Genomic DNA, 20,121 nt, shown 5'->3' with positions numbered 1-20,121 from the left:
CTGAGTGTCAGATAACTTGTTTTGTTCGCTTTTTATATTTAAGGTTAGACTTTTGTCCCAGACTCTTTTTCGTATATCATAATAAAAGTGTCTTAACAAAATTATTAAAATCAAAAAACGCATAATATCAGGTATTCACATAAACCTTGATACTATGCATTTTGTTATAATATTTGCTTTATTTGGCTCAATCTCTTGTCTTACTTGCGTTTCTTCTTAGCTTTCTTCATTTTATTCGCCATGCGTTTCATAGACTGTTTCATGGCAAATTCACCGATTTTACCTTTTAGTCCGCCACCAAACATCTGGCTCATATCTGGCATTCCTGCTCCTCCGAGAGCTGACAGGTCAGGCATACCGCCTTGTCCCATCATTCCTTCAAGGGCAGACATATCCATTCCTCCCATATTTGGCATATTTTTAGGAAGGTTGTTTGGATTGATTCCCATTTGCTTCATCATTTTGTTCATATCCCCAGACATAACACCCTGCATGAGTTGTTTAGCTTGGTTAAAGTCTTTGATAAATTTATTGACTTCTACAAAAGTATTTCCAGAACCTGCGGCAATACGACGACGACGGCTTGGATTTAACAAATCTGGATTTTCACGTTCTTCAGGTGTCATGGAAGACACAATAGCACGTTTACGAGCAATCTGGCGTTCATCTACCTTCATGTTTTGAAGGGCTGGGTTGTTGGCCATACCTGGAATCATCTTGAGCAAGTCTTCCATCGGCCCCATGTTTTGCACCTGATCCAACTGATCGATGAAATCATTGAAATCAAAAGTGTTTTCACGCATCTTCTCAGCCATTTCAAGGGCTTTTTGCTCATCGTATTCCTGAGAAGCTTTCTCAATCAAAGTGAGCATATCCCCCATGCCAAGGATACGGCTAGACATACGGTCTGGGTGGAAGGTCTCAATGTCCGTAATCTTTTCACCTGTACCAGTGAACTTAATTGGTTTTCCAGTAATGTGACGAACAGATAGAGCCGCACCACCACGAGTATCGCCATCAATCTTGGTAAGGATGACCCCAGTAACTTCCAACTGAGCATTAAACTCACGCGCAACATTGGCCGCTTCTTGACCAATCATGGCATCAACGACGAGCAGAATTTCGTTTGGTTGAGCCAATGCTTTTACGTCACGAAGTTCATTCATCAAAAGCTCATCAATCTGCAAACGACCTGCCGTATCAATCAAAACATAGTCGTTATGATTGGCTTGGGCTTGTTCCAAACCTTGACGAACAATCTCCACAGCTGGAACCTCTGTTCCAAGAGCGAAGACAGGCACATCAATCTGTTGTCCCAAGGTCTTAAGCTGATCAATAGCAGCAGGGCGATAAATATCCGCCGCAATCATCAAAGGACGGGCATTTTCTTCCTTCTTGAGTTTGTTGGCCAATTTACCGGCAAAGGTTGTTTTTCCAGCCCCCTGCAAACCGACCATCATGATGATGGTTGGAATCTTAGGTGACTTGATAATTTCTGCCGTATCAGAACCTAAAACGGTTGTCAGTTCCTCATCAACGATTTTAATAATCTGTTGCGCAGGATTAAGGGTATCAATGACCTCATGCCCGACTGCACGCTCACGAACTTTCTTGATAAAGTCCTTTACAACAGGCAAGGCAACGTCGGCCTCAAGCAAGGCCAAGCGAATTTCTTTGGCTGCCTCTTGGACATCAGATTCAGAGATTTTTCCTTTTTTACGTAGATTTTTAAAGACGTTCTGCAAACGTTCTGTTAAACTTTCAAATGCCATTTTTCTTCCTCTTATTCTCTATTATCAATGCTTGTTAAAATTTCTATCTGCTCCTGCAGAAAGTCATCCTTGGGATAGCGCTCTAAAATCTGGTCAAAAATCTGACTTCGGACAATGTAGTCCGAGTACATGTGCAATTTCATCTCATAATCTTCCAGAATTTTTTCTGTCCGCTTGATATTATCATAGACAGCCTGACGACTAACACCAAATTCCTCGGCAATCTCAGCAAGGCTGTAATCATCAGCGTAGTAGAGCTCGATATAATTCATTTGCTTGTCTGTCAAAAGCGCTGCATAAAATTCAAAGAGCGCATTCATACGATTGGTTTTTTCAATTTCCATAACTTTTATTATACCACACATTACCCGGCAGTCCAATGACCAATCCTAACTCCTTAAAAAGTCTGTTTGCTAGAAATAAACATGTGTCTTTTATAAATTAATGCTCTCCATTTTAATTAATACAATTATTATCAGCCATTAATACTGTATTTATTTTCCCTCTTAATAAAGGCGTCTTCTCCACCTTCCAAAATATCACATACATGTTCCCTGATGTTGTATTTTTGAAGTATGAATTCAGATGTAGAATCATTATTACGGTTCTCTAAAGCACCATTTACATAATCAAACTTCTTACCATTTTGATTCGGAGAATTATCAGATTGCTGATTAGCTACAATAATATTTTCCGCATCATCAGATACAACTATATTAGGATTGTGAGTAACTATGATTATTTGTCGATTCTTTTTAGTTTTTTGATGTATTTTGTCAATTCACTATATATTGCTCTGTTATCTAAACTATCTTCAGGCTGGTCAATTAATACGGGGATTTTACTATCTGAAAACTCTAATATTAATTTTAATACAATAAACGCTTTTTTACCAGGAGACATCTGCTCAAATTTATCACCTTGATATTCAATCTCAAAACTATATTCGTAAAAATTAGTAGTGAAGAAATGTTCAATATGACTGAATTTGTCCCTGTTTCCATTAAATACAAGACTATCCTCATAAAATACTGAATCGACAACTTCATCAAAAGAATCTATCATTTTTTTCTATAAAGTCTTGCTTCGAACGACCTCGAGCACTCACATAATCAAATTCAGTATCTAAATCAATTAAAGAGAAATTGACTGAAATCTTTAAATTATCTCCACTATCATCTTCAATTTTGAAATTATTCAACGATTCAGTTCTAATATTAGAGTATTCCTTATATTTCGAAATAATTTCTTCTTTTAACTTATTGAAGTTGTCCCTTTGTTTCTCAAATGTCTCAATTTTAGCTAAAATCTCACCTTCATTCTTGATTAATGAATATGTAAATCCCATTTTCTAAACTCTGAGCCTCTTTGAATCATTGAATACAAACCTTTATACATCAAATTATCTTATACAAAACCCTATAATTACTCGAATTTCCTACAGACTATGCTAAAATTTCAGACACTATCTTTTCACGCCAACCATTTTCTATTCTGTGAAGATCCATATCTGAAAAATCATCTAAACTATCAAAAATTCTCTGCTCATTAATCTTCTTATCCAAAATATTTATAATTTCTGGAATCGTTAAAGCGAATATATTTAACCCTTTTACACTACCTTTTGTTAATGTTCCATTCAACTGAATAAATGATGTAGCTCTAAAAATATTAACTACATTATCATCTACTTCATTAGCTACAAATATTGTTTGCAACGGTTTATTAGTAGATAATGCTAAATTTACAGAATGACGTATAACTGGCTCTAACTCACCACGTTTTTGAGTTGATTTATCCATTAATGTCGCTTCAAGTAAAAGCATTTTATCGCTATATTCAATCTCAATATCCCCTTTATTACCTCCAGCATGTGATAGTGGTAGGTTATCAGCAGAAAATGTTAACTGCATGGATTTTCTAAGTTGAAACCTCTTACCTGATATATAATACCATGCAATAGCCAATATATATTCGAAAATAGTAGGAACTAAAGCATTATCCGTAACAAGCTCTTGAACCTTCTTATCATTTCTTTGAGAAATGAAACTCAAAATTTCAGATACTTTAGTGATATCAAATTCCTGTTCAACAAATTCCCTAAATTCTCTTTCCTGTTTGTCTGCTACAAATTGTTTGATATTTGCAATATCAGGAATGCCAAACTCTTCTGCAATCTGATTTTGTATTTCTAAGACTTGCCTATTAGATAACTCTAAAATATCTGATAGGCAAATATCTTGATAAAAAGAACTTTTTATATTATTTTCATATTCTTCATAACTTTCTTCACCAGATATATTAAAATTATCATTTAGTAGAGAAAAAAGTTTAGGGAAAATCCAAGGCTGACCAAGCGATACAACTCCTTGATTAAAGCTGATTACTCCAGATAAAGAAAATATTCTTTTACACATATCACTGTATTCTTTAATCAAATCATTATGCTTAGACCATGCAAACGTATAATATATATCCAAATATTGACCTGATAGCAATGAATTATCACTGTTTTTAGTTATAAATTCTTGAATAGAATCTTTATTTTTATATTTGAAAACAGCCTTACCGTCTCCAAAAGCTTTCTTAATAGCATCTTGTTTAGAAAGACTCATCATTTCTTCTAATGACTGTTCTGTCTTTTCTTCTATAAATTTTATAATTGAAAGAACAAAACTTTTATATTCTAAACTCTTATTACTATTCTTTCGATTTGGAAAAAGTTTTTTGAAGTTTGCATCCGAAAAATCTTCAATTTCAAACATTTTGTGGGCTTCAGACACTCTTTCAGGGATCAATATATGATTAGCAAATTCTTCATCTCTATACTGTTCAAAAGTTTTATTGTTATCATAAACAGATTGGTAATTATTGATAATCGCTTTGATTTTTTCTTCTGAAAAGTTTGGCTTAATGCTTTCTACTATCCATAGAAAATCTTTAACAGGAACTTTACTATATCTGTTCAAAAAAGCAAGAGCAAAACGGAAATTATAGAAGTATTTATCAGAGTTGCTATCATATATACGAAGCTTCAATAATTGCCTAAAATAAACAAGATTATCAATTGTTAAACCAAAAAGTTCTTCTAATTTATCAAAAGCTTGCTCTGTTTCAAAAATATAATTCAACCCAACTTGAGATAATTTTCTGTCATAGTTAATAAAACCAATTTTCACAAGAGCATTTGTTAGAGTTCTCCCTCTTTTGTCTAAACCAGTTATTTCATTTCTATTCAAATTCCCAAAAAGGTTAATTCCATCCTCTGTTTCAACTTTTGCAAAATCACTTAAAACTGATGAATAAAAACTTGCTTGACTTTCATTGTTCCATTTCTGATTTGACTGATTATGCTTTTGAAGAGTTTTTAAAATCTGTTTGTAGATAGGGACAACTTCTTTAACACGAATACTCGTATCACCCATATTAAAAATGCTTGTTGACTCTTTTAGCCTCATATATCACCTTTCGAATTATAGTTTGTAATCAAGACTTCAACAGTATTACTCATTTTCGCCTTAGACTGATAATTACTATTATTGTAATGGTAATCTAATACATGTAAATTATACTTTGAAGCCCATTTCATCAATTCTTTATTTTCTTTATTGTTATGAATGACAACATTAGAAAGAGCAAAATAAGCTCCCTTATCGTTTATGCTATCTAAATACTTAAACAAATCCAAATCATCCTTTAATGTCCACGCACCATTTTCATTGTAAGCGGCAGTAGTAATGCGATAAGGAGGATCTGCATATACAAAATCTCCTTTATTTACTTGATTCATAGTTTTACGAAAATCACAAGATTGGATAACAAAATTGTAATTTTGTAAACCTTGAATGAACGTAATTAGTTTAGATTTCATATTAGCGTTAAAATCACGCTTACCTACAGGAAGATTGTACTCTCCTTTATTATTAAATCTTATTTGATTGTTAAAACCAAATACAATTAATAGATAAAATAACACTTCCTTATCAAATTTATTATAATTTTTCTTATTGTAGTCTTGACGAAGTTTTAGAAAAGCTTCTTTATTATACGCCCCCAGTCCTGTAGAGCTGTTTACACCGTAGTGAGCATAGCTATATTTCTGTGTGTTCGAAAGTTTATAAACTTCTATAGCTTTCTCTACTTTATCCAAAAATACCGTTACATCTTTTTGACTTCCCAAATATTTATAAAAATCAATTACTTCCTCACTTATATCATTGACGATATACTTTTTCGTTTTTGATTTATTAATATTAGCAAGATTAACTGCCACCGTTGCTCCACCAGAGAATAAATCAATAAAATTATTGTAGCTTTCAGGAAAAAGAGGTAATAACTGAGGAAGTAATTTATACTTTCCTCCAGTATAGTTAAGAGCGCTCTTAATTAACTTTTTTTCTTTTTTTTTCTCTGGAGAAATTATGCATAAATATAGCAATTCCTTGTGATTTTCAATTTTAGACTTACCAGTTGTGAAAGGTGAGAAATCAGTTTCAAATACTTGAACCTTACCTCGTTTTGATAAAATCTCAATTATTTCTTCGTTTGAAATCTTGGCATTTGAACGGGAATTACCTTTTTTATTCATATTGTTATAGCTAACCAATATATACTTAGCATTAATGTTTAGAATTAAATCTTCAAAAGCTTGAGGAGCTTTACTTTTTGTATAATCCGAGCCTTTTTCTGAACGATTGACTGCTTTTTTCGCTACACCTTCTACATCTGGTTTTTTCCATTCAGCAATATTTTCTAAAACATGGTAGGCATTTTCATAGCCACGGGAATTATATGGAGTATCAATATAAACAAGATCTGCATAAATTTCTTTAACTAATTTATTGGCATCTTTATTATAAATTTCATTCTGATTGTTTTCATTATACTCAGGGACTCTTAAATATATTTCCTTACAATAATCCATTTTTTTCCTATAAGCGTCATAATGACCTACAGTATTAGCCACTTTATCCATAGCATACAATAGACTGGTTAGTAACATGAAATATTCTCTCTGGTTACCAGATTTATATTTTTCAATTTCTTCACGAATTGAGTCAATCTTTCCAGCATTTTCTTCAGAAAAATATGCACCACCAAAATTCTTAGAAACATAACCCTTTTTAGGAGGTAAATTATTTAATTCATCAATTATATGAGAAACTTTATGAATGTCTACATTCTCATTCGAAAACCAAGTTTGAAAAGAAACGAAATTGCTATAGAGTATATCATTCACTATAACTTTTTTATTCTGTTTTCTAAATAAGTCTGCAACAACACCTGTCCCACCAAATATATCCGCTACACTATCGATACTTCCAATATTTTCTGACACTGTCTTTAATATGAAATCAAGCATCCTTTGTTTACTTCCAAGATAACGTCGATTTCCAATTTTTAATAACTCTCTATTTGAAACATGGTATTTTACAGGAGTTTCTTCCGAAATTACTCTCATAATCTCTTGTTCATTTTCTTCTTCCCATTCATAAGCAGAACGATTATTTTTTCGAGGTTGGGAAATTATTCCTTTTTGCATCCAATTATTCAATGTCTGTCTTGTTATACCATATTTATCGGCAATTTCTTGTGTTTTCAGCATCTAGGCATCCATCTCCTTTTACAGTAATGAGTATACCATATTTGAGAGGATTATCCAACCAATAGTCTTCGTGAAATTCGGTAAAATAAAGAAAAAGAGACTAGTACAAAACTAATCTCTATGTACATAACAATATAACTGCTGTATGAAATTTGGATATTATCCCTAATCTACCACACTAGGGAGCCAATCCAAGAAGATAGCTAGCTAAATTTGAAAAAGACATGAGCCTAGCCCCAAGTAATTTCCAATTGATAGCTGGCAAAGGGTTGTCCCTCTTGATTTTGTAGTTGATAATCTAAATGAATCTTTTGCCCATCAACTTCATAATGGCTCGTTTGGATGATAAACTCCTGCATGCCCATAGGTGTGGGAATATAGGCTAAACTATCACTATCCTTTAAAAAGCGCATAATGGTCTTGGGATTGGAAAATCGGCTCATCACAAGTTCTTGACCATGAAATTTAATAACCACTTTTTCCTTTTCCCCATTATAGAAAAGCAGGTAGCTATAATCTCCTTTTTCATGCACTTCCACGTCATAAAGCTGGTCAATCACTTCCAACTGCTCATCAAACTGAATCGTATTTCGCATCCTAATCTTCACATCAAGTCCTCTTTCTTGTCTCTTGTCCTACTATTTTACCAAAAACTCTAGCTTTTTGCTATAATGGTCATATGAACGAAAAAGTATTCCGTGACCCAGTTCACAACTACATCCATGTCGATAATCAAATCATCTATGACTTGATTAATACAAAAGAATTTCAGCGTTTGCGCCGGATCAAGCAACTGGGAACTTCCAGTTATACCTTCCACGGTGGGGAGCACAGCCGCTTCTCCCACTGTCTAGGGGTCTATGAAATTGCACGACGCATCACAGAGATTTTTGAAGAAAAATATCCAGAAGAATGGAATCCTGCCGAGTCCCTCTTGACCATGACCGCTGCTCTCCTACACGACCTTGGGCATGGTGCCTACTCCCATACTTTTGAACATCTCTTTGATACAGACCATGAAGCCATTACTCAGGAGATTATCCAAAGTCCTGAGACGGAAATTCATCAAGTCCTGCTACAAGTGGCACCTGATTTCCCAGAAAAGGTTGCCAGTGTCATTGACCATACCTATCCTAACAAGCAGGTCGTGCAACTCATTTCCAGTCAAATTGATGCAGACCGCATGGACTATCTCTTGCGTGACTCCTATTTTACGGGAGCATCTTATGGGGAATTTGACCTGACTCGCATCCTCCGAGTCATTCGTCCTGTCGCAAATGGTATCGCCTTTCAGCGCAATGGCATGCATGCTATCGAAGACTACGTCCTCAGTCGTTACCAGATGTACATGCAGGTTTATTTCCACCCAGCAACACGCGCTATGGAAGTTCTCCTGCAGAATCTCCTCAAACGCGCCAAGGAACTCTATCCTGAGGACAAGGACTTCTTTGCACGAACTTCTCCACACCTCCTGCCATTCTTTGAAAAAAATGTGACCTTGTCTGACTATCTAGCTCTGGATGATGGTGTGATGAATACCTACTTCCAACTCTGGATGACCAGTCCTGACAAGATTCTCGCAGATTTGTCGCAACGCTTTGTCAACCGCAAGGTCTTTAAATCCATTACCTTTTCACAAGAAGATCAAGACCAACTCGCTAGCATGAGAAAATTGGTTGAGGATATCGGCTTTGATCCCGACTACTACACTGCTATTCATAAGAACTTTGACCTCCCTTATGATATCTATCGTCCCGAATCTGAAAATCCACGGACACAGATTGAGATTTTACAAAAGAATGGAGAACTAGCCGAACTCTCTAGCCTGTCTCCTATTGTCCAATCCCTTGCTGGTAGCCGTCACGGAGATAATCGTTTTTATTTCCCGAAAGAAATGTTGGACCAAAACAGTATCTTCGCAAGCATTACCCAACAATTTCTACACTTGATTGAGAACGATCATTTTAACTCAAATAAAAACTAGAAGAGGAAATTTATGAGTATTAAACTAATCGCCGTCGATATTGACGGAACCCTAGTCAATAGCCAAAAGGAAATTACTCCTGAAGTCTTTTCTGCCATCCAAGATGCCAAAGAATCTGGTGTCAAAGTCGTCATTGCAACTGGCCGCCCTATCGCAGGTGTTGCCAAACTTCTGGACGACTTACAGTTGAGAGACGAGGGTGACTATGTTGTGACCTTCAATGGTGCCCTTGTCCAAGAAACTGCTACAGGGCATGAGATTATCAGCGAATCCTTGACTTATGAGGATTATCTTGATATGGAATTTCTCAGTCGTAAGCTCGGTGTCCACATGCACGCTATTACCAAGGACGGCATCTACACAGCCAATCGCAATATCGGAAAATACACAGTGCACGAATCAACCCTCGTCAGCATGCCAATTTTCTACCGTACACCTGAAGAAATGGCTGACAAAGAAATTGTCAAGTGTATGTTCATAGATGAGCCAGAAATCCTCGATGCTGCGATTGAAAAAATCCCAGCCGAATTTTACGAACGCTACTCTATCAACAAATCTGCTCCTTTCTACCTCGAACTCCTTAAAAAGAATGTTGACAAGGGTTCAGCCATTACTCACTTAGCTGAAAAACTCGGATTGACCAAAGATGAAACTATGGCGATCGGGGACGAAGAAAATGACCGTGCCATGCTGGAAGTCGTTGGCAACCCCGTTGTCATGGAAAATGGAAATCCAGAAATCAAAAAAATCGCCAAATACATCACTAAATCTAATGATGAATCTGGCGTTGCCCATGCCATCCGTACATGGGTACTGTAAAAGGGAAAAATATACGAAAACCGCTCAGCTGAGCGGTTTTTAGTATCTAATTACATGCCCCCTGCCGGAATCGAACCAGCAACTACTCCTTAGGAGGGAGTTGTTATATCCATTGAACTAAGGGAGCTAGATAAAAACTCTGCTAAATGAGCAGAGTTTTTTAGTCGAATTAACGACGGATTTCTTTGATACGAGCTGCCTTACCTTGAAGAGCACGCAAGTAGTACAATTTCGCACGACGTACTTTACCGTAACGAACAACTTCGATCTTTTCAACACGTGGAGTGTGGATTGGGAAGATACGCTCAACACCTACACCGTTAGAGATTTTACGAACTGTGTAGTTTTCAGAAATGCCAGCACCTTTACGTGCGATAACAACACCTTCAAAAATCTGGATACGTTCACGGTTACCTTCGACAACTTTCGCGTGTACACGAACAGTGTCACCAGGACGGAATGATGGGATATCAGTACGAAGTTGACCTTCAGTCAAGCTTTGGATTAATGGATTCATTTTATTCTCCTATCTTTGTCAATCTTGAGGAATCTTCCTCAGCGGATAAACTGTATTTTTGTGCGTCCATTACACACAAGATACAGTTTACCAAATTTCCACAAAAAAGTAAAGAAATTTATAGCAGAATTCCTAAAAAAATCGCAACTAAACCACCTAGGTAAGTCAAAGTCAGGTAAGAATAAAAAACCTTCTTATCACTTAGCAACCTTTGGAGTTCGTCATTCAAGGTCGAAAAAGTTGTCAAACCTCCGCAAAATCCTGTTGCTAGAATAGCATAGACTTCCTTAGACTCCACATGATTGTAGAATAATCCAATCAAAAAACACCCTAAAAGATTTGCTATAAGCGTTCCAAGTGGCAATTTAGAAGATTGATTATAGCGGGAAAAGAAATAGCGCACTAAAGCTCCGCAACCACAAGCAATTGCAAGATAGACCATTACCATTTCTTCCTCCCCAGACAATAGGCTAAGAGCAGGCCACCACCAATGCTTAAAATGAGATACAAGACTAAGCTAACATAGCGCCCTGTATCAAGCAGTTTTACAACATCAAGCATGAGACTGGAAAAGGTTGTTAGACCTCCGCAAAAACCTGTACCTAGTGCTAAAACCAAGCCCTTACTGGTTCCTTTATAGACCAGATAGCCCTTGACAAGATAAACCAAGCAGAAAATACCTAGATAGTTAACAAGAAGGGTTCCCCAAGGAAAATCTGGACTGGCTGGTAACCAAGTGGAAACTAGATAGCGGACAAGTCCGCCCAACATAGCAGCTAGAAAAATCCCTAGCGGATAAAATTGTTCTTTTTTCATTTGATATTTTTATCCTGATAATCACGCGAACGTTTGAGTATGTCCGAAAAAGTCGCGACAATAGTCTCCTGATAGCGCTTGTCCTCTACACGACTTCTAACCTTTTCAAAAATAACCGCTTCTCTCTTAGTATCTAAAATCGGTTTACCTGAAGCTTTCTTATAGGCAACTACACCCTCAACCAAATGCATTCGTTCTTCTAAGAGCTTGACGATTTGGTCGTCGATTTGATCAATTTCTTGACGAATACTATCTAAATCCATACAGTCTCCTCCTTTATTTGAATTATTGTATCAAAAAGCCACTAAATAGGCTAGTAAAATCCCAAGTCACGATAAGAAAAATGCACTGATTGATTGCATCAGCGCACGTTTATGCTTATCCTACTTTAGCAGCCAATTCTTCTGCGAATTGTTCTAAGCGTTCAATATCTTCCTCCTCGGCAGAAAGATCAACTTTAACACACTCTGAACCTTTTTCTGCTCCTGTTGACACAAAGACACGATCAAAGTCATCAACAGCCTTACAGAATTCATCGTAGAAGGTGTCACCTGAACCAACCACTCCGTAGATTTTACCATTCAAATTGAGATCAGCTAGGTCTTCGTAGAAGTCCATCATCTCATCTGGCAATTCTCCATCACCATAAGTATAGGTCGCAACGATAGCGATGTCTGCTTCCAAGAAGTCTGAAGCGTCAACAGTTGTACATTCATCAACATCGACATCCAAGCCCAAGTCACGTAATTTGTCTGCTACAATATCTGCAATTTCTTCGGTATTACCGGTCATACTGGCAAATACAATTTTTGCTAATGCCATATCGTCCTCCTCAATTTATCTTTCTCCATTATATCACATCTTTTTCATTTTAAAAATAAAAATTCTTGTGCTACAATGAAATGAGAAAGAATTGAGGTTATTTATGGACATTTGCCATCAAATTTTAGAAAAAATTAAAGAATACGACACGATTATCATTCATCGTCATATGAAACCAGACCCTGATGCCTTGGGAAGTCAGGTGGGATTGAAAGCTCTTCTCAAACATCATTTCCCAGAAAAAACCATCAAAGCAGTTGGTTTTGATGAACCAACTCTTACTTGGATGGCTGAGATGGATCTTGTTGAAGATAGTGCCTACCAGGGAGCACTTGTCATCGTCTGTGATACGGCGAATACTGCTCGTATTGATGATAAACGCTATATTCAAGGTGATTTTCTCATTAAAATTGACCACCATCCAAATGATGATGTATACGGTGACCTATCATGGGTGGATACTAGTTCAAGTAGCGCTAGTGAGATGATTACCTTATTTGCAGAAACAACTCAACTGTCCTTGTCAGATCGCGCTGCTGAGTTGCTCTTTGCAGGAATTGTTGGTGATACAGGTCGATTCCTCTACCCTTCTACCACTGCACGCACCCTCCGCCTGGCTGCCTCTCTGAGAGAACAAAACTTTGACTTTGCGGCCCTCACTCGCAAAATGGACACTATGAGCTACAAAATTGCGAAACTTCAAGGCTACATCTACGACCATCTGGAAGTGGATGAAAATGGTGCAGCTCGCGTTATCCTGAGTCAAGAAATCTTGAAACAATTCAATGTTACCGATGCTGAAACTGCAGCCATTGTCGGTGCGCCTGGACGCATTGACAGTGTGAGTCTCTGGGGAATTTTTGTGGAACAGGCTGATGGCCACTACCGCGTTCGCTTACGCAGTAAAATTCATCCTATCAATGAAATTGCCAAGGAACATGATGGTGGAGGCCACCCTCTAGCAAGTGGTGCTAATTCCTATAGCCTAGAGGAAAACGAAATCATCTACCAAAAGTTAAAAAACTTGCTTAAAAACTGATAAAATACTTGCCAAACTTTTCAGAATCTGATAGACTAGTAAGGTAACAATCTATGGCTCGCAAAGAGACCATGGCAGAAAGGAAATATTGCAAAATGAAAAAAGATATCCATCCAGAATATCGCCCAGTTGTCTTCATGGACACAACTACTGGTTACCAATTCCTTAGCGGTTCAACAAAACGCTCTAACGAAACAGTTGAGTTCGAAGGCGAAACTTACCCATTGATCCGTGTGGAAATTTCATCAGACTCACACCCATTCTACACTGGACGTCAAAAGTTCACTCAAGCAGATGGACGCGTGGATCGTTTCAACAAAAAATACGGTCTCAAATAATGATAGAAAGACAGCTTCGGCTGTTCTTTTTTATTTCTTGAAATCAACTGCTGTTTTCATATTCCAGACTCAAAAAAACTTTGCACTCTAGCTAACCATGCGATGGTTTCCAGAGTACAAAGTTTTTTATTAGACTTCCTGCGAAATTAGAATTCTAGTTCACAGTTGATAATTCCAGCAATCAAATTCATTCGTAATCCAAATCGTTTACGTCGATTTCGAGAGGTTGTTGAAAACATTTTAAACGTTTTTACTTTGGCAAAAATATTCTCAACCTTAATTCTCTCTTTAAATAGCATATGATTATAGGATTTATCTTCAAGAGTTAGTGGCTTAAGTTTGTTTGATTTCCTCAGAGTTTACGCTTGTGAATACATCTTCATGATCCCTTGATAACCACTGTCTGCTAAGATTTTACCAGCTTGTCCAATATTTCTGCGACTCATTTTGAACAATTTCATATCGTGGCAATCGTTACAGACAAAGGGAGCTTTATCGAGTAGAGGGCAAGAAAGGTTGTTAGAGGTAGAGTCTCTAATTTGTTTATTTCGTTTGACTTCTTTAGAAACAGTAGTCGGGTCTTTTAGAATAAGTTGCCCGATAGCTTTGAAGATTTCACCGCGCCCTAAGTCTAGTTGGATATCATTACGGTCTGAAAGGGTAAGGTATTTATATTTTGTCATAGTGGACCTCATTTCTAACTCAAACGTCTCATACTTAATTCCACCATAAGAATCCGTTTTAGACTAATTTCCACTTCGGCTAGCTAAATGGAAGTTACTTTGAGAAGTTACCCCAAGCACAATTCTTAGATTCTCTCAGAAAAAGATTAGACTTTTAACCCCAAAATTGATAAAATAGGAAAGAAAATAAGATAAAAGGAAACTGTAAATCACCATGATGAACATGCAAAACATGATGCGTCAAGCACAAAAACTTCAAAAACAAATGGAACAAAGCCAAGCTGAACTTGCAGCTATGCAATTTGTTGGCAAATCTGCTCAAGATCTTGTTCAAGCGACCTTAACTGGAGATAAGAAAGTTGTCAGCATTGACTTCAATCCAGCTGTCGTTGACCCAGAAGACCTCGAAACCCTTTCTGATATGACCGTTCAAGCCATCAACTCTGCTCTTAAACAAATCGATGAAACGACTAAGAAAAAATTAGGTGCTTTCGCCGGGAAATTGCCATTCTAATAAAAAAGGCTCTGTAATATTTATAGTGGGTAAATCCCTATGGATCTTATGGAGCCTATTTTTGTGTAGAAAAAAGCCCCATACGACCTATAATGAAAAGCGATCAAACAACTCATTAAAAAGAATCATATGGAACAACTACATTTTATCACAACTGCTTGATATTGAAAACTTTTTTCTCATACTAAGCCCTAGACGCTAAAATCGTTCTTAATCTTTTTTACCATTTGTTATTATATTCCTAAATCCCGGCTAAAGCAGTCCACCAGACTGTTCTACTTCAATACTTAATGCAAGTTGTAAGTCATGCCAAGCCATGAAGCAATTTAATCAAAGATTTCATGAGTACATAGTCATCAAACTCTGCTAATATCATAGTAGTAAACTATTGTATCGCCGACTTTTCGTATGTGCTTACCTACTAAAAAGATTATAGAGACACTCTTGAGTTGCTAAGAAGAATGAAAGTACCACTATAATCTCTTACAGTTTTACTTCTAAAGTAAGGTTTTGCGTACTCATTGAGAAGAATCTAAAGCTAGCCTATCCTCGCTTTCAGGCTTTTATTAGAATCTTTCTAAAGAAAGCATCACCGCCCTTCAACTACCCTATTCTAACGCCAAACTGGAAGCGACCAATAATCTCATCAAACTTATCAAACGCAATGCATTTGGTTTTCGAAACTTTGAAAATTTCAAAAAACGGATTTTTATCGCTCTGAACATTAAAAAAGAAAGGACGAAATTTGTCCTTTCTCGAGCTTAGCTTTTCTTCAACCCACTACAATTGACAAAGAGCCTTTAATTTTAAAGACTTTTTCCCAGCCTCTTTATATATCTGTCAATGGTGTTGCGGTATCTGGTGAGGTATCATAAACCTTAAAGTCCACTCCGACTCCCAGATCAGCTTGTGCTAGCTGATTGACCATGGTCATGTGAGCCAGCTCCTTGATATTGTTCTCTTTAGACAAATGTCCCAGGTAGATTTTCTTAGTGCGGTTTCCTAGCGTCCGAATCATGGCTTCAGCACCGTCCTCGTTAGAAAGGTGACCAAGATCCGATAGGATTCGTTGTTTGAGTCGCCAAGCGTAAGAACCTGCTCGCAAAATCTCTACATCATGATTGGACTCGATAAGATAACCATCTGCATTCTCGACAATCCCTGCCATACGGTCACTAACATAACCTGTATCTGTCAGAAGGACAAAACTCTTATCATCCTTCATAAAGCGATAGAACTGCGGTGCGACTGCATCATGGCTCACACCAAAACTCTCGATGTCGATATCTCCAAAGGTTTTGGTTTTGCCCATTTCAAAGATATGCTTTTGCGAAGAATCCACCTTGCCAAGATACTTGCTATTTTCCATAGCCTGCCAGGTCTTTTCATTGGCATACAAATCCATACCATACTTGCGAGCTAAAACACCTACTCCATGAATATGGTCAGAATGTTCATGCGTAATCAGGATAGCATCCAAATCTTCTGGCTTGCGATTAATTTCAGCAAGTAAGCTGGTAATTTTCTTGCCCGACAAGCCTGCATCCACTAAAAGTTTCTTTTTTGGGGTTTCCAGATAAAAGGAATTTCCACTGGATCCCGACGCTAAAATACTGTATTTAAAGCCTATTTCACTCATTCTGGTTTTCTATTTCGTCCTCCCATACTTCTTCTTTCACTGCATCCTTATCATAAGGGAGCACAATGGTAAAGGTTGATCCCTTACCATATTCACTCTTAGCCCAAATAAAGCCCTTATGTTGTTTGATAATCTCTTTAGCGATAGCTAGTCCTAAACCAGTACCACCTTGGGCACGACTTCTAGCACGATCCACACGATAAAAACGGTCAAAGATACGTGGTAAATCCTGCTTAGGAATGCCTAAACCATGGTCAGAAATGGATAAAATCATCTGGTCTTCAGTTGTCTTCATTCTGACAGTGATTTTACCCCCATCTGGCGAATACTTAATGGCATTATTTAAAATATTGTCGACAACCTGCGTCATCTTATCTGTATCAATTTCCATCCAGATAGAATTGATAGGATAATCCCTCACTAACTCATATTTTTTCTCCTTTTCCTGTCCTTTCATCTTGTCAAAACGATTGAGGATAAAAGTAATAAAGGCAGTGAAGTTAATCAGTTCCACATCCAAGTGACTAGTGGCGTTATCAATCCGTGAAAGATGAAGGAGGTCCGTCACCATGCGCATCATACGGTTGGTTTCGTCCAGAGACACCTTGATGAAGTCTGGTGCTACAGTTTCACACAAAGCTCCCTCATCCAAGGCTTCAAGATAGGATTTTACGCTAGTCAGAGGAGTCCGTAACTCATGGCTAACATTGGAAACAAAGAGTCTTCGTTCGCGTTCTTCCTTCTCCTGCTCCGTCGTATCATGCAAAACAGCCACCAAACCTGAAATAAAGCCAGACTCTCGACGTATCAAGGCAAAGCGAACTCGAAGGCTCAGATATTCGCCATTGATGTCTTGGGAATCTAGCAACAATTCTGGACTTTGGGTAATTAAATCACGCAATTCATAGTCTTCTTCTATCTTGAGCAATTCTAAAATGCTTCTATTCAGAACATCTTCTTTAACCAGCCCCAGTTGCTTCTTGGCTGTATCGTTAATCATGATAATCTGCCCCCGACGATTGGTCGCAAGAACCCCATCTGTCATATAAAAAAGAATACTATTTAGTCTCTTACTCTCTTGTTCTAGATTTTCCTGAGTGAGACGAATAACCTCCGACAAGTCATTCAAATTATTGGTAATATTGGTGATTTCAGACCCACCTTGCATATCAAGAACCTTGGAATAATCTCCTGCAATCAAATCTTTAACCTTTTGATTGATTTGCTTCAATCGAATATTATCACGTCTATTTTCCAGTAATAGAAGAGTCACAACAAGGATGAAACCTAACAAAATCAGGATAAAGATAAAATCTCTGGTAAAAATGGTTTGTTTCAGTAAATCAAGCATTATTTCTCATGTAATACCCTACACCACGGCGCGTCAAGATATACTCTGGTCGGCTAGGCGTATCTTCAATCTTCTCACGCAGACGTCGGACAGTCACATCAACTGTACGGACATCACCAAAATAGTCATAACCCCAGACAGTCTCAAGCAAGTGTTCGCGCGTAATGACTTGACCTGTATGCGATGCCAAATGATACAAAAGCTCAAACTCACGGTGGGTTAAGTCTAGTTCTTCGCCATATTTTTTAGCCACGTAGGCGTCTGGAACAATTTCTAAATCCCCAATTTGGATAGGTTGAGGTTTACTTTCTGCTTCCTGCCCATCTACTGGCATAGGTTGAGAACGACGCAACAAAGCTTTAACACGCGCCTGCAACTCACGATTTGAGAAGGGTTTGGTTACATAGTCATCTGCTCCAAGCTCTAAACCGATAACCTTATCAAATTCACTGTCTTTAGCCGACAGCATAATAATAGGTACACTACTTGTCTTGCGAATGGTCTTAGCAACTTCTAAACCATCAATTTCTGGAAGCATCAAATCCAGAATAATAATATCTGGCTGCTCTGCTTCAAATTGCTCTAACGCTTCACGACCGTTAAAAGCAGTTACAACCTCGTAACCTTCCTTGGTCATATTAAACTTGATAATATCCGAGATTGGTTTCTCATCATCTACAATTAGTATTTTTTTCATATGTTCACCTTTTTCTCTACTATTATACCAAAAAAATAACAAGAAGACACGATAGCTAGTCTTGGCTACTGTCTAAGTTGGCTTTTGCATAAGCCTGCCAGATTTTTTGTTGGGGTTTGGCAAGTGGGTAATTCTTGAACTCTTCTGGTGAAAGCCAGCGAACTTCCCTATCTGAAAAATCATGGTAGTCACTCACCTGACCTGTTACAATTTGAACATGCCATTTACGATGACTAAAGACATGCTTGACAGTCTCAAAATAAACATCAAACCAAGCAACATCTAGGTCATAGTCCTGCTGGAAACTCTCCTCTGGACTGGGGCCAAAGTTTACACTTTCTTCCGCAACCTGATGAAAGAGGTCAAACTGCTCTTCTTGCGAAAAATCATCAACTTCTACCAGTGGGAAATGCCAAAAACCTGCCAATAGCTTTTCGCTTTCATTTTTTTCAAGCAAAAATTGTCCCTGACTATTCTTTACCACCAAGGCTTTTAGATAAATAGGAACTGGCTTTTTCTTGGGAGCCTTAATTGGATAACGGTCCATGGTTCCATTCTGATATGCTGCACTGAAGTCCTTAACTGGGCTTTCTTCTGGTCTGGGATTTACAGGAGCCTCAATATCAGACCCTAAATCCATCAAAGCTTGATTAAAGTCGCCTGGACGATCCTGATCAATCAAGATTTCCATCATTGCCTGAAAAATTTTGCGATTACTTGGAATCCCAATATCATGGTTGACTTCGAACAGACGGGCCAAAACACGCATAACATTACCATCTACAGCTGGCTCAGGCAAATTAAAAGCGATACTGGAAATGGCTCCTGCTGTGTAAGGGCCAATCCCTTTCAAACTGGAAATTCCTTCATAGGTGTTTGGAAATTGGCCCCCAAAGTCAGTCATAATCTGCTGGGCTGCAGCCTGCATATTACGAACTCGAGAATAATAACCCAAACCTTCCCAAGCCTTCAACAAACGCTCTTCAGGCGCATTCGCCAAACTTTCCACTGTTGGAAACCAGTCCAAAAATCGTTCGTAATAAGGAATAACTGTATCCACCCTGGTCTGCTGGAGCATGATTTCAGATACCCAGATATGATAAGGATTTTTACTTCTACGCCAGGGTAAATCTCTTTTGTTTTCATCATACCAGTTGAGAAGTTTCTTACGAAAAGAAATGATCTTTTCCTCCGGCCACATGGCGATACCGTATTCTTTCAAATCTAACATATCTCTAGTATAACACAGAAGACTCTAACTGTCCTTTTCCCAGTATTAAAAAGCCTCTTCCCAAGTGAAAGAGGACTGATACTCAATGAAAATCAAANNGGTTGTGGATAGAACTGACAGAGTCAGTATCATATACCTACGGCAAGGTGAAGCTGACGTAGTTTAAAGAGATTTTAGAAGAGTATAAAAACTCAGCACTATTAGAAAATAACGAAAATGCTGGTTGACATCATCCTAAAACAAGTGAAAAAATAGTGTTTTGCCCCCTATACACAAAAAAGCCTATTGTATCAA

Annotated in this window: 21 protein-coding genes, 1 tRNA gene and 3 pseudogenes; 6 read left to right on the top strand and 19 right to left on the bottom strand. The window is 37.6% G+C overall.

Translation table 11 applies throughout. The features are described from left to right. Positions 1-200: 200 nt before the first annotated feature. The 7 genes from ffh to HT685_RS07255 all read right to left on the bottom strand — a co-directional run bounded on the left by ffh (position 201) and on the right by HT685_RS07255 (position 7,985). On the bottom strand, positions 201-1,772 hold the full coding sequence (ffh, locus tag HT685_RS07280; protein ID WP_173227000.1) for a signal recognition particle protein: 1,572 nt from the start codon (positions 1,770-1,772) through the stop codon (positions 201-203). An 11-nt stretch (positions 1,773-1,783) separates the two neighbouring features. Next, positions 1,784-2,116: a putative DNA-binding protein gene (locus HT685_RS07275; RefSeq protein WP_000402066.1), complete on the bottom strand. Its 333-nt coding sequence runs from the start codon at positions 2,114-2,116 to the stop codon at positions 1,784-1,786. Between the two features lie 394 nt (positions 2,117-2,510). Then, positions 2,511-2,837 (bottom strand): hypothetical protein, encoded by a 327-nt coding sequence (locus tag HT685_RS10175; RefSeq protein WP_240148118.1) that lies wholly within the window; start codon positions 2,835-2,837, stop codon positions 2,511-2,513. Then, positions 2,821-3,120: a hypothetical protein gene (locus HT685_RS10170; RefSeq protein ID WP_240148119.1), complete on the bottom strand. Its 300-nt coding sequence runs from the start codon at positions 3,118-3,120 to the stop codon at positions 2,821-2,823. The genes HT685_RS10175 and HT685_RS10170 overlap by 17 nt, the downstream gene beginning before the upstream one ends. Positions 3,121-3,217: 97 nt before the next feature. After that, on the bottom strand, positions 3,218-5,230 hold the full coding sequence (locus tag HT685_RS07265) for an AlwI family type II restriction endonuclease (protein WP_173226998.1): 2,013 nt from the start codon (positions 5,228-5,230) through the stop codon (positions 3,218-3,220). Continuing rightward, positions 5,227-7,377, bottom strand: a complete 2,151-nt coding sequence (locus tag HT685_RS07260; protein WP_173226996.1) for a Dam family site-specific DNA-(adenine-N6)-methyltransferase — start codon at positions 7,375-7,377, stop codon at positions 5,227-5,229. The genes HT685_RS07265 and HT685_RS07260 overlap by 4 nt, the downstream gene beginning before the upstream one ends. A 230-nt stretch (positions 7,378-7,607) precedes the next feature. Next, a complete protein-coding gene (locus HT685_RS07255) occupies positions 7,608-7,985 on the bottom strand; it encodes a DUF1934 domain-containing protein (RefSeq protein ID WP_173226994.1) in 378 nt (125 codons plus the stop codon). 71 nt (positions 7,986-8,056) lie between these two features. On the opposite strand from HT685_RS07255, the gene HT685_RS07250 reads away from it, so the two are divergent. Together HT685_RS07250 and yidA are read left to right on the top strand one after the other, a co-directional pair. Further along, on the top strand, positions 8,057-9,361 hold the full coding sequence (locus HT685_RS07250) for an HD domain-containing protein (protein WP_173226992.1): 1,305 nt from the start codon (positions 8,057-8,059) through the stop codon (positions 9,359-9,361). Between the two features lie 12 nt (positions 9,362-9,373). After that, a complete protein-coding gene (gene yidA / locus HT685_RS07245; RefSeq protein WP_173226990.1) occupies positions 9,374-10,180 on the top strand; it encodes a sugar-phosphatase in 807 nt (268 codons plus the stop codon). 55 nt (positions 10,181-10,235) lie between these two features. Here yidA and HT685_RS07240 read toward each other — a convergent pair. The 6 genes from HT685_RS07240 to HT685_RS07215 form a co-directional block, all read right to left on the bottom strand. Then, a tRNA-Arg gene (locus HT685_RS07240) sits at positions 10,236-10,307 on the bottom strand. A gap of 42 nt (positions 10,308-10,349) precedes the next feature. Next, positions 10,350-10,697: a 50S ribosomal protein L19 gene (rplS, locus tag HT685_RS07235; protein ID WP_001068669.1), complete on the bottom strand. Its 348-nt coding sequence runs from the start codon at positions 10,695-10,697 to the stop codon at positions 10,350-10,352. A gap of 118 nt (positions 10,698-10,815) precedes the next feature. Beyond that, on the bottom strand, positions 10,816-11,145 hold the full coding sequence (gene crcB / locus HT685_RS07230; RefSeq protein WP_173226988.1) for a fluoride efflux transporter CrcB: 330 nt from the start codon (positions 11,143-11,145) through the stop codon (positions 10,816-10,818). Further along, positions 11,139-11,513: a fluoride efflux transporter CrcB gene (crcB, locus tag HT685_RS07225; protein ID WP_173226986.1), complete on the bottom strand. Its 375-nt coding sequence runs from the start codon at positions 11,511-11,513 to the stop codon at positions 11,139-11,141. The genes crcB (HT685_RS07230) and crcB (HT685_RS07225) overlap by 7 nt, the downstream gene beginning before the upstream one ends. After that, positions 11,510-11,776, bottom strand: coding sequence for a chorismate mutase (locus HT685_RS07220; RefSeq protein ID WP_173226983.1), 267 nt, complete (start codon positions 11,774-11,776; stop codon positions 11,510-11,512). Before HT685_RS07220 ends, crcB (HT685_RS07225) begins: the two co-directional genes overlap by 4 nt. A gap of 115 nt (positions 11,777-11,891) precedes the next feature. Next, entirely contained in the window at positions 11,892-12,335 is a 444-nt protein-coding gene (locus tag HT685_RS07215; protein ID WP_001162128.1) for a flavodoxin, read from the bottom strand. A 103-nt stretch (positions 12,336-12,438) separates the two neighbouring features. On the opposite strand from HT685_RS07215, the gene HT685_RS07210 reads away from it, so the two are divergent. Further along, positions 12,439-13,374, top strand: a complete 936-nt coding sequence (locus HT685_RS07210; protein ID WP_173279000.1) for a bifunctional oligoribonuclease/PAP phosphatase NrnA — start codon at positions 12,439-12,441, stop codon at positions 13,372-13,374. Between the two features lie 95 nt (positions 13,375-13,469). Then, positions 13,470-13,712: a type B 50S ribosomal protein L31 gene (locus HT685_RS07205; protein ID WP_000710764.1), complete on the top strand. Its 243-nt coding sequence runs from the start codon at positions 13,470-13,472 to the stop codon at positions 13,710-13,712. Positions 13,713-13,858: 146 nt separating this feature from the next. Here HT685_RS07205 and HT685_RS07200 read toward each other — a convergent pair. Both HT685_RS07200 and HT685_RS07195 read right to left on the bottom strand, forming a co-directional pair. Continuing rightward, positions 13,859-14,179 (bottom strand): annotated as a pseudogene (locus HT685_RS07200) (transposase); the annotation flags it as partial. Positions 14,180-14,185: 6 nt separating this feature from the next. Beyond that, positions 14,186-14,395: pseudogene (locus HT685_RS07195) on the bottom strand (helix-turn-helix domain-containing protein); the annotation flags it as partial. 214 nt (positions 14,396-14,609) lie between these two features. Here HT685_RS07195 and HT685_RS07190 point away from each other — a divergent pair. Then, on the top strand, positions 14,610-14,909 hold the full coding sequence (locus HT685_RS07190; protein WP_173226979.1) for a YbaB/EbfC family nucleoid-associated protein: 300 nt from the start codon (positions 14,610-14,612) through the stop codon (positions 14,907-14,909). Positions 14,910-15,305: 396 nt separating this feature from the next. Then, positions 15,306-15,674 (top strand): annotated as a pseudogene (locus tag HT685_RS10165) (transposase); the annotation flags it as partial. Between the two features lie 64 nt (positions 15,675-15,738). Here HT685_RS10165 and HT685_RS07180 read toward each other — a convergent pair. The 4 genes from HT685_RS07180 to mutY are packed head-to-tail and all read right to left on the bottom strand — an operon-like array spanning position 15,739 to position 19,827. Beyond that, entirely contained in the window at positions 15,739-16,548 is an 810-nt protein-coding gene (locus HT685_RS07180) for an MBL fold metallo-hydrolase (RefSeq protein ID WP_054384038.1), read from the bottom strand. Beyond that, the gene (gene vicK, locus HT685_RS07175; protein WP_173226977.1) at positions 16,541-17,899 is read right to left on the bottom strand and encodes a cell wall metabolism sensor histidine kinase VicK; all 1,359 of its coding nucleotides are present in this window, start codon (positions 17,897-17,899) and stop codon (positions 16,541-16,543) included. Before vicK ends, HT685_RS07180 begins: the two co-directional genes overlap by 8 nt. Next, positions 17,892-18,596, bottom strand: a complete 705-nt coding sequence (gene yycF, locus HT685_RS07170) for a response regulator YycF (RefSeq protein ID WP_050223087.1) — start codon at positions 18,594-18,596, stop codon at positions 17,892-17,894. Before yycF ends, vicK begins: the two co-directional genes overlap by 8 nt. Positions 18,597-18,651: 55 nt before the next feature. Continuing rightward, on the bottom strand, positions 18,652-19,827 hold the full coding sequence (gene mutY / locus HT685_RS07165; RefSeq protein WP_172934919.1) for an A/G-specific adenine glycosylase: 1,176 nt from the start codon (positions 19,825-19,827) through the stop codon (positions 18,652-18,654). Between the last annotated feature and the right edge of the window lie 294 nt (positions 19,828-20,121).

This window comes from Streptococcus sp. 5004, from assembly GCF_013276755.1.
GTDB lineage: Bacteria > Bacillota > Bacilli > Lactobacillales > Streptococcaceae > Streptococcus.
This window is presented reverse-complemented; position numbering and strand designations above follow the sequence as displayed.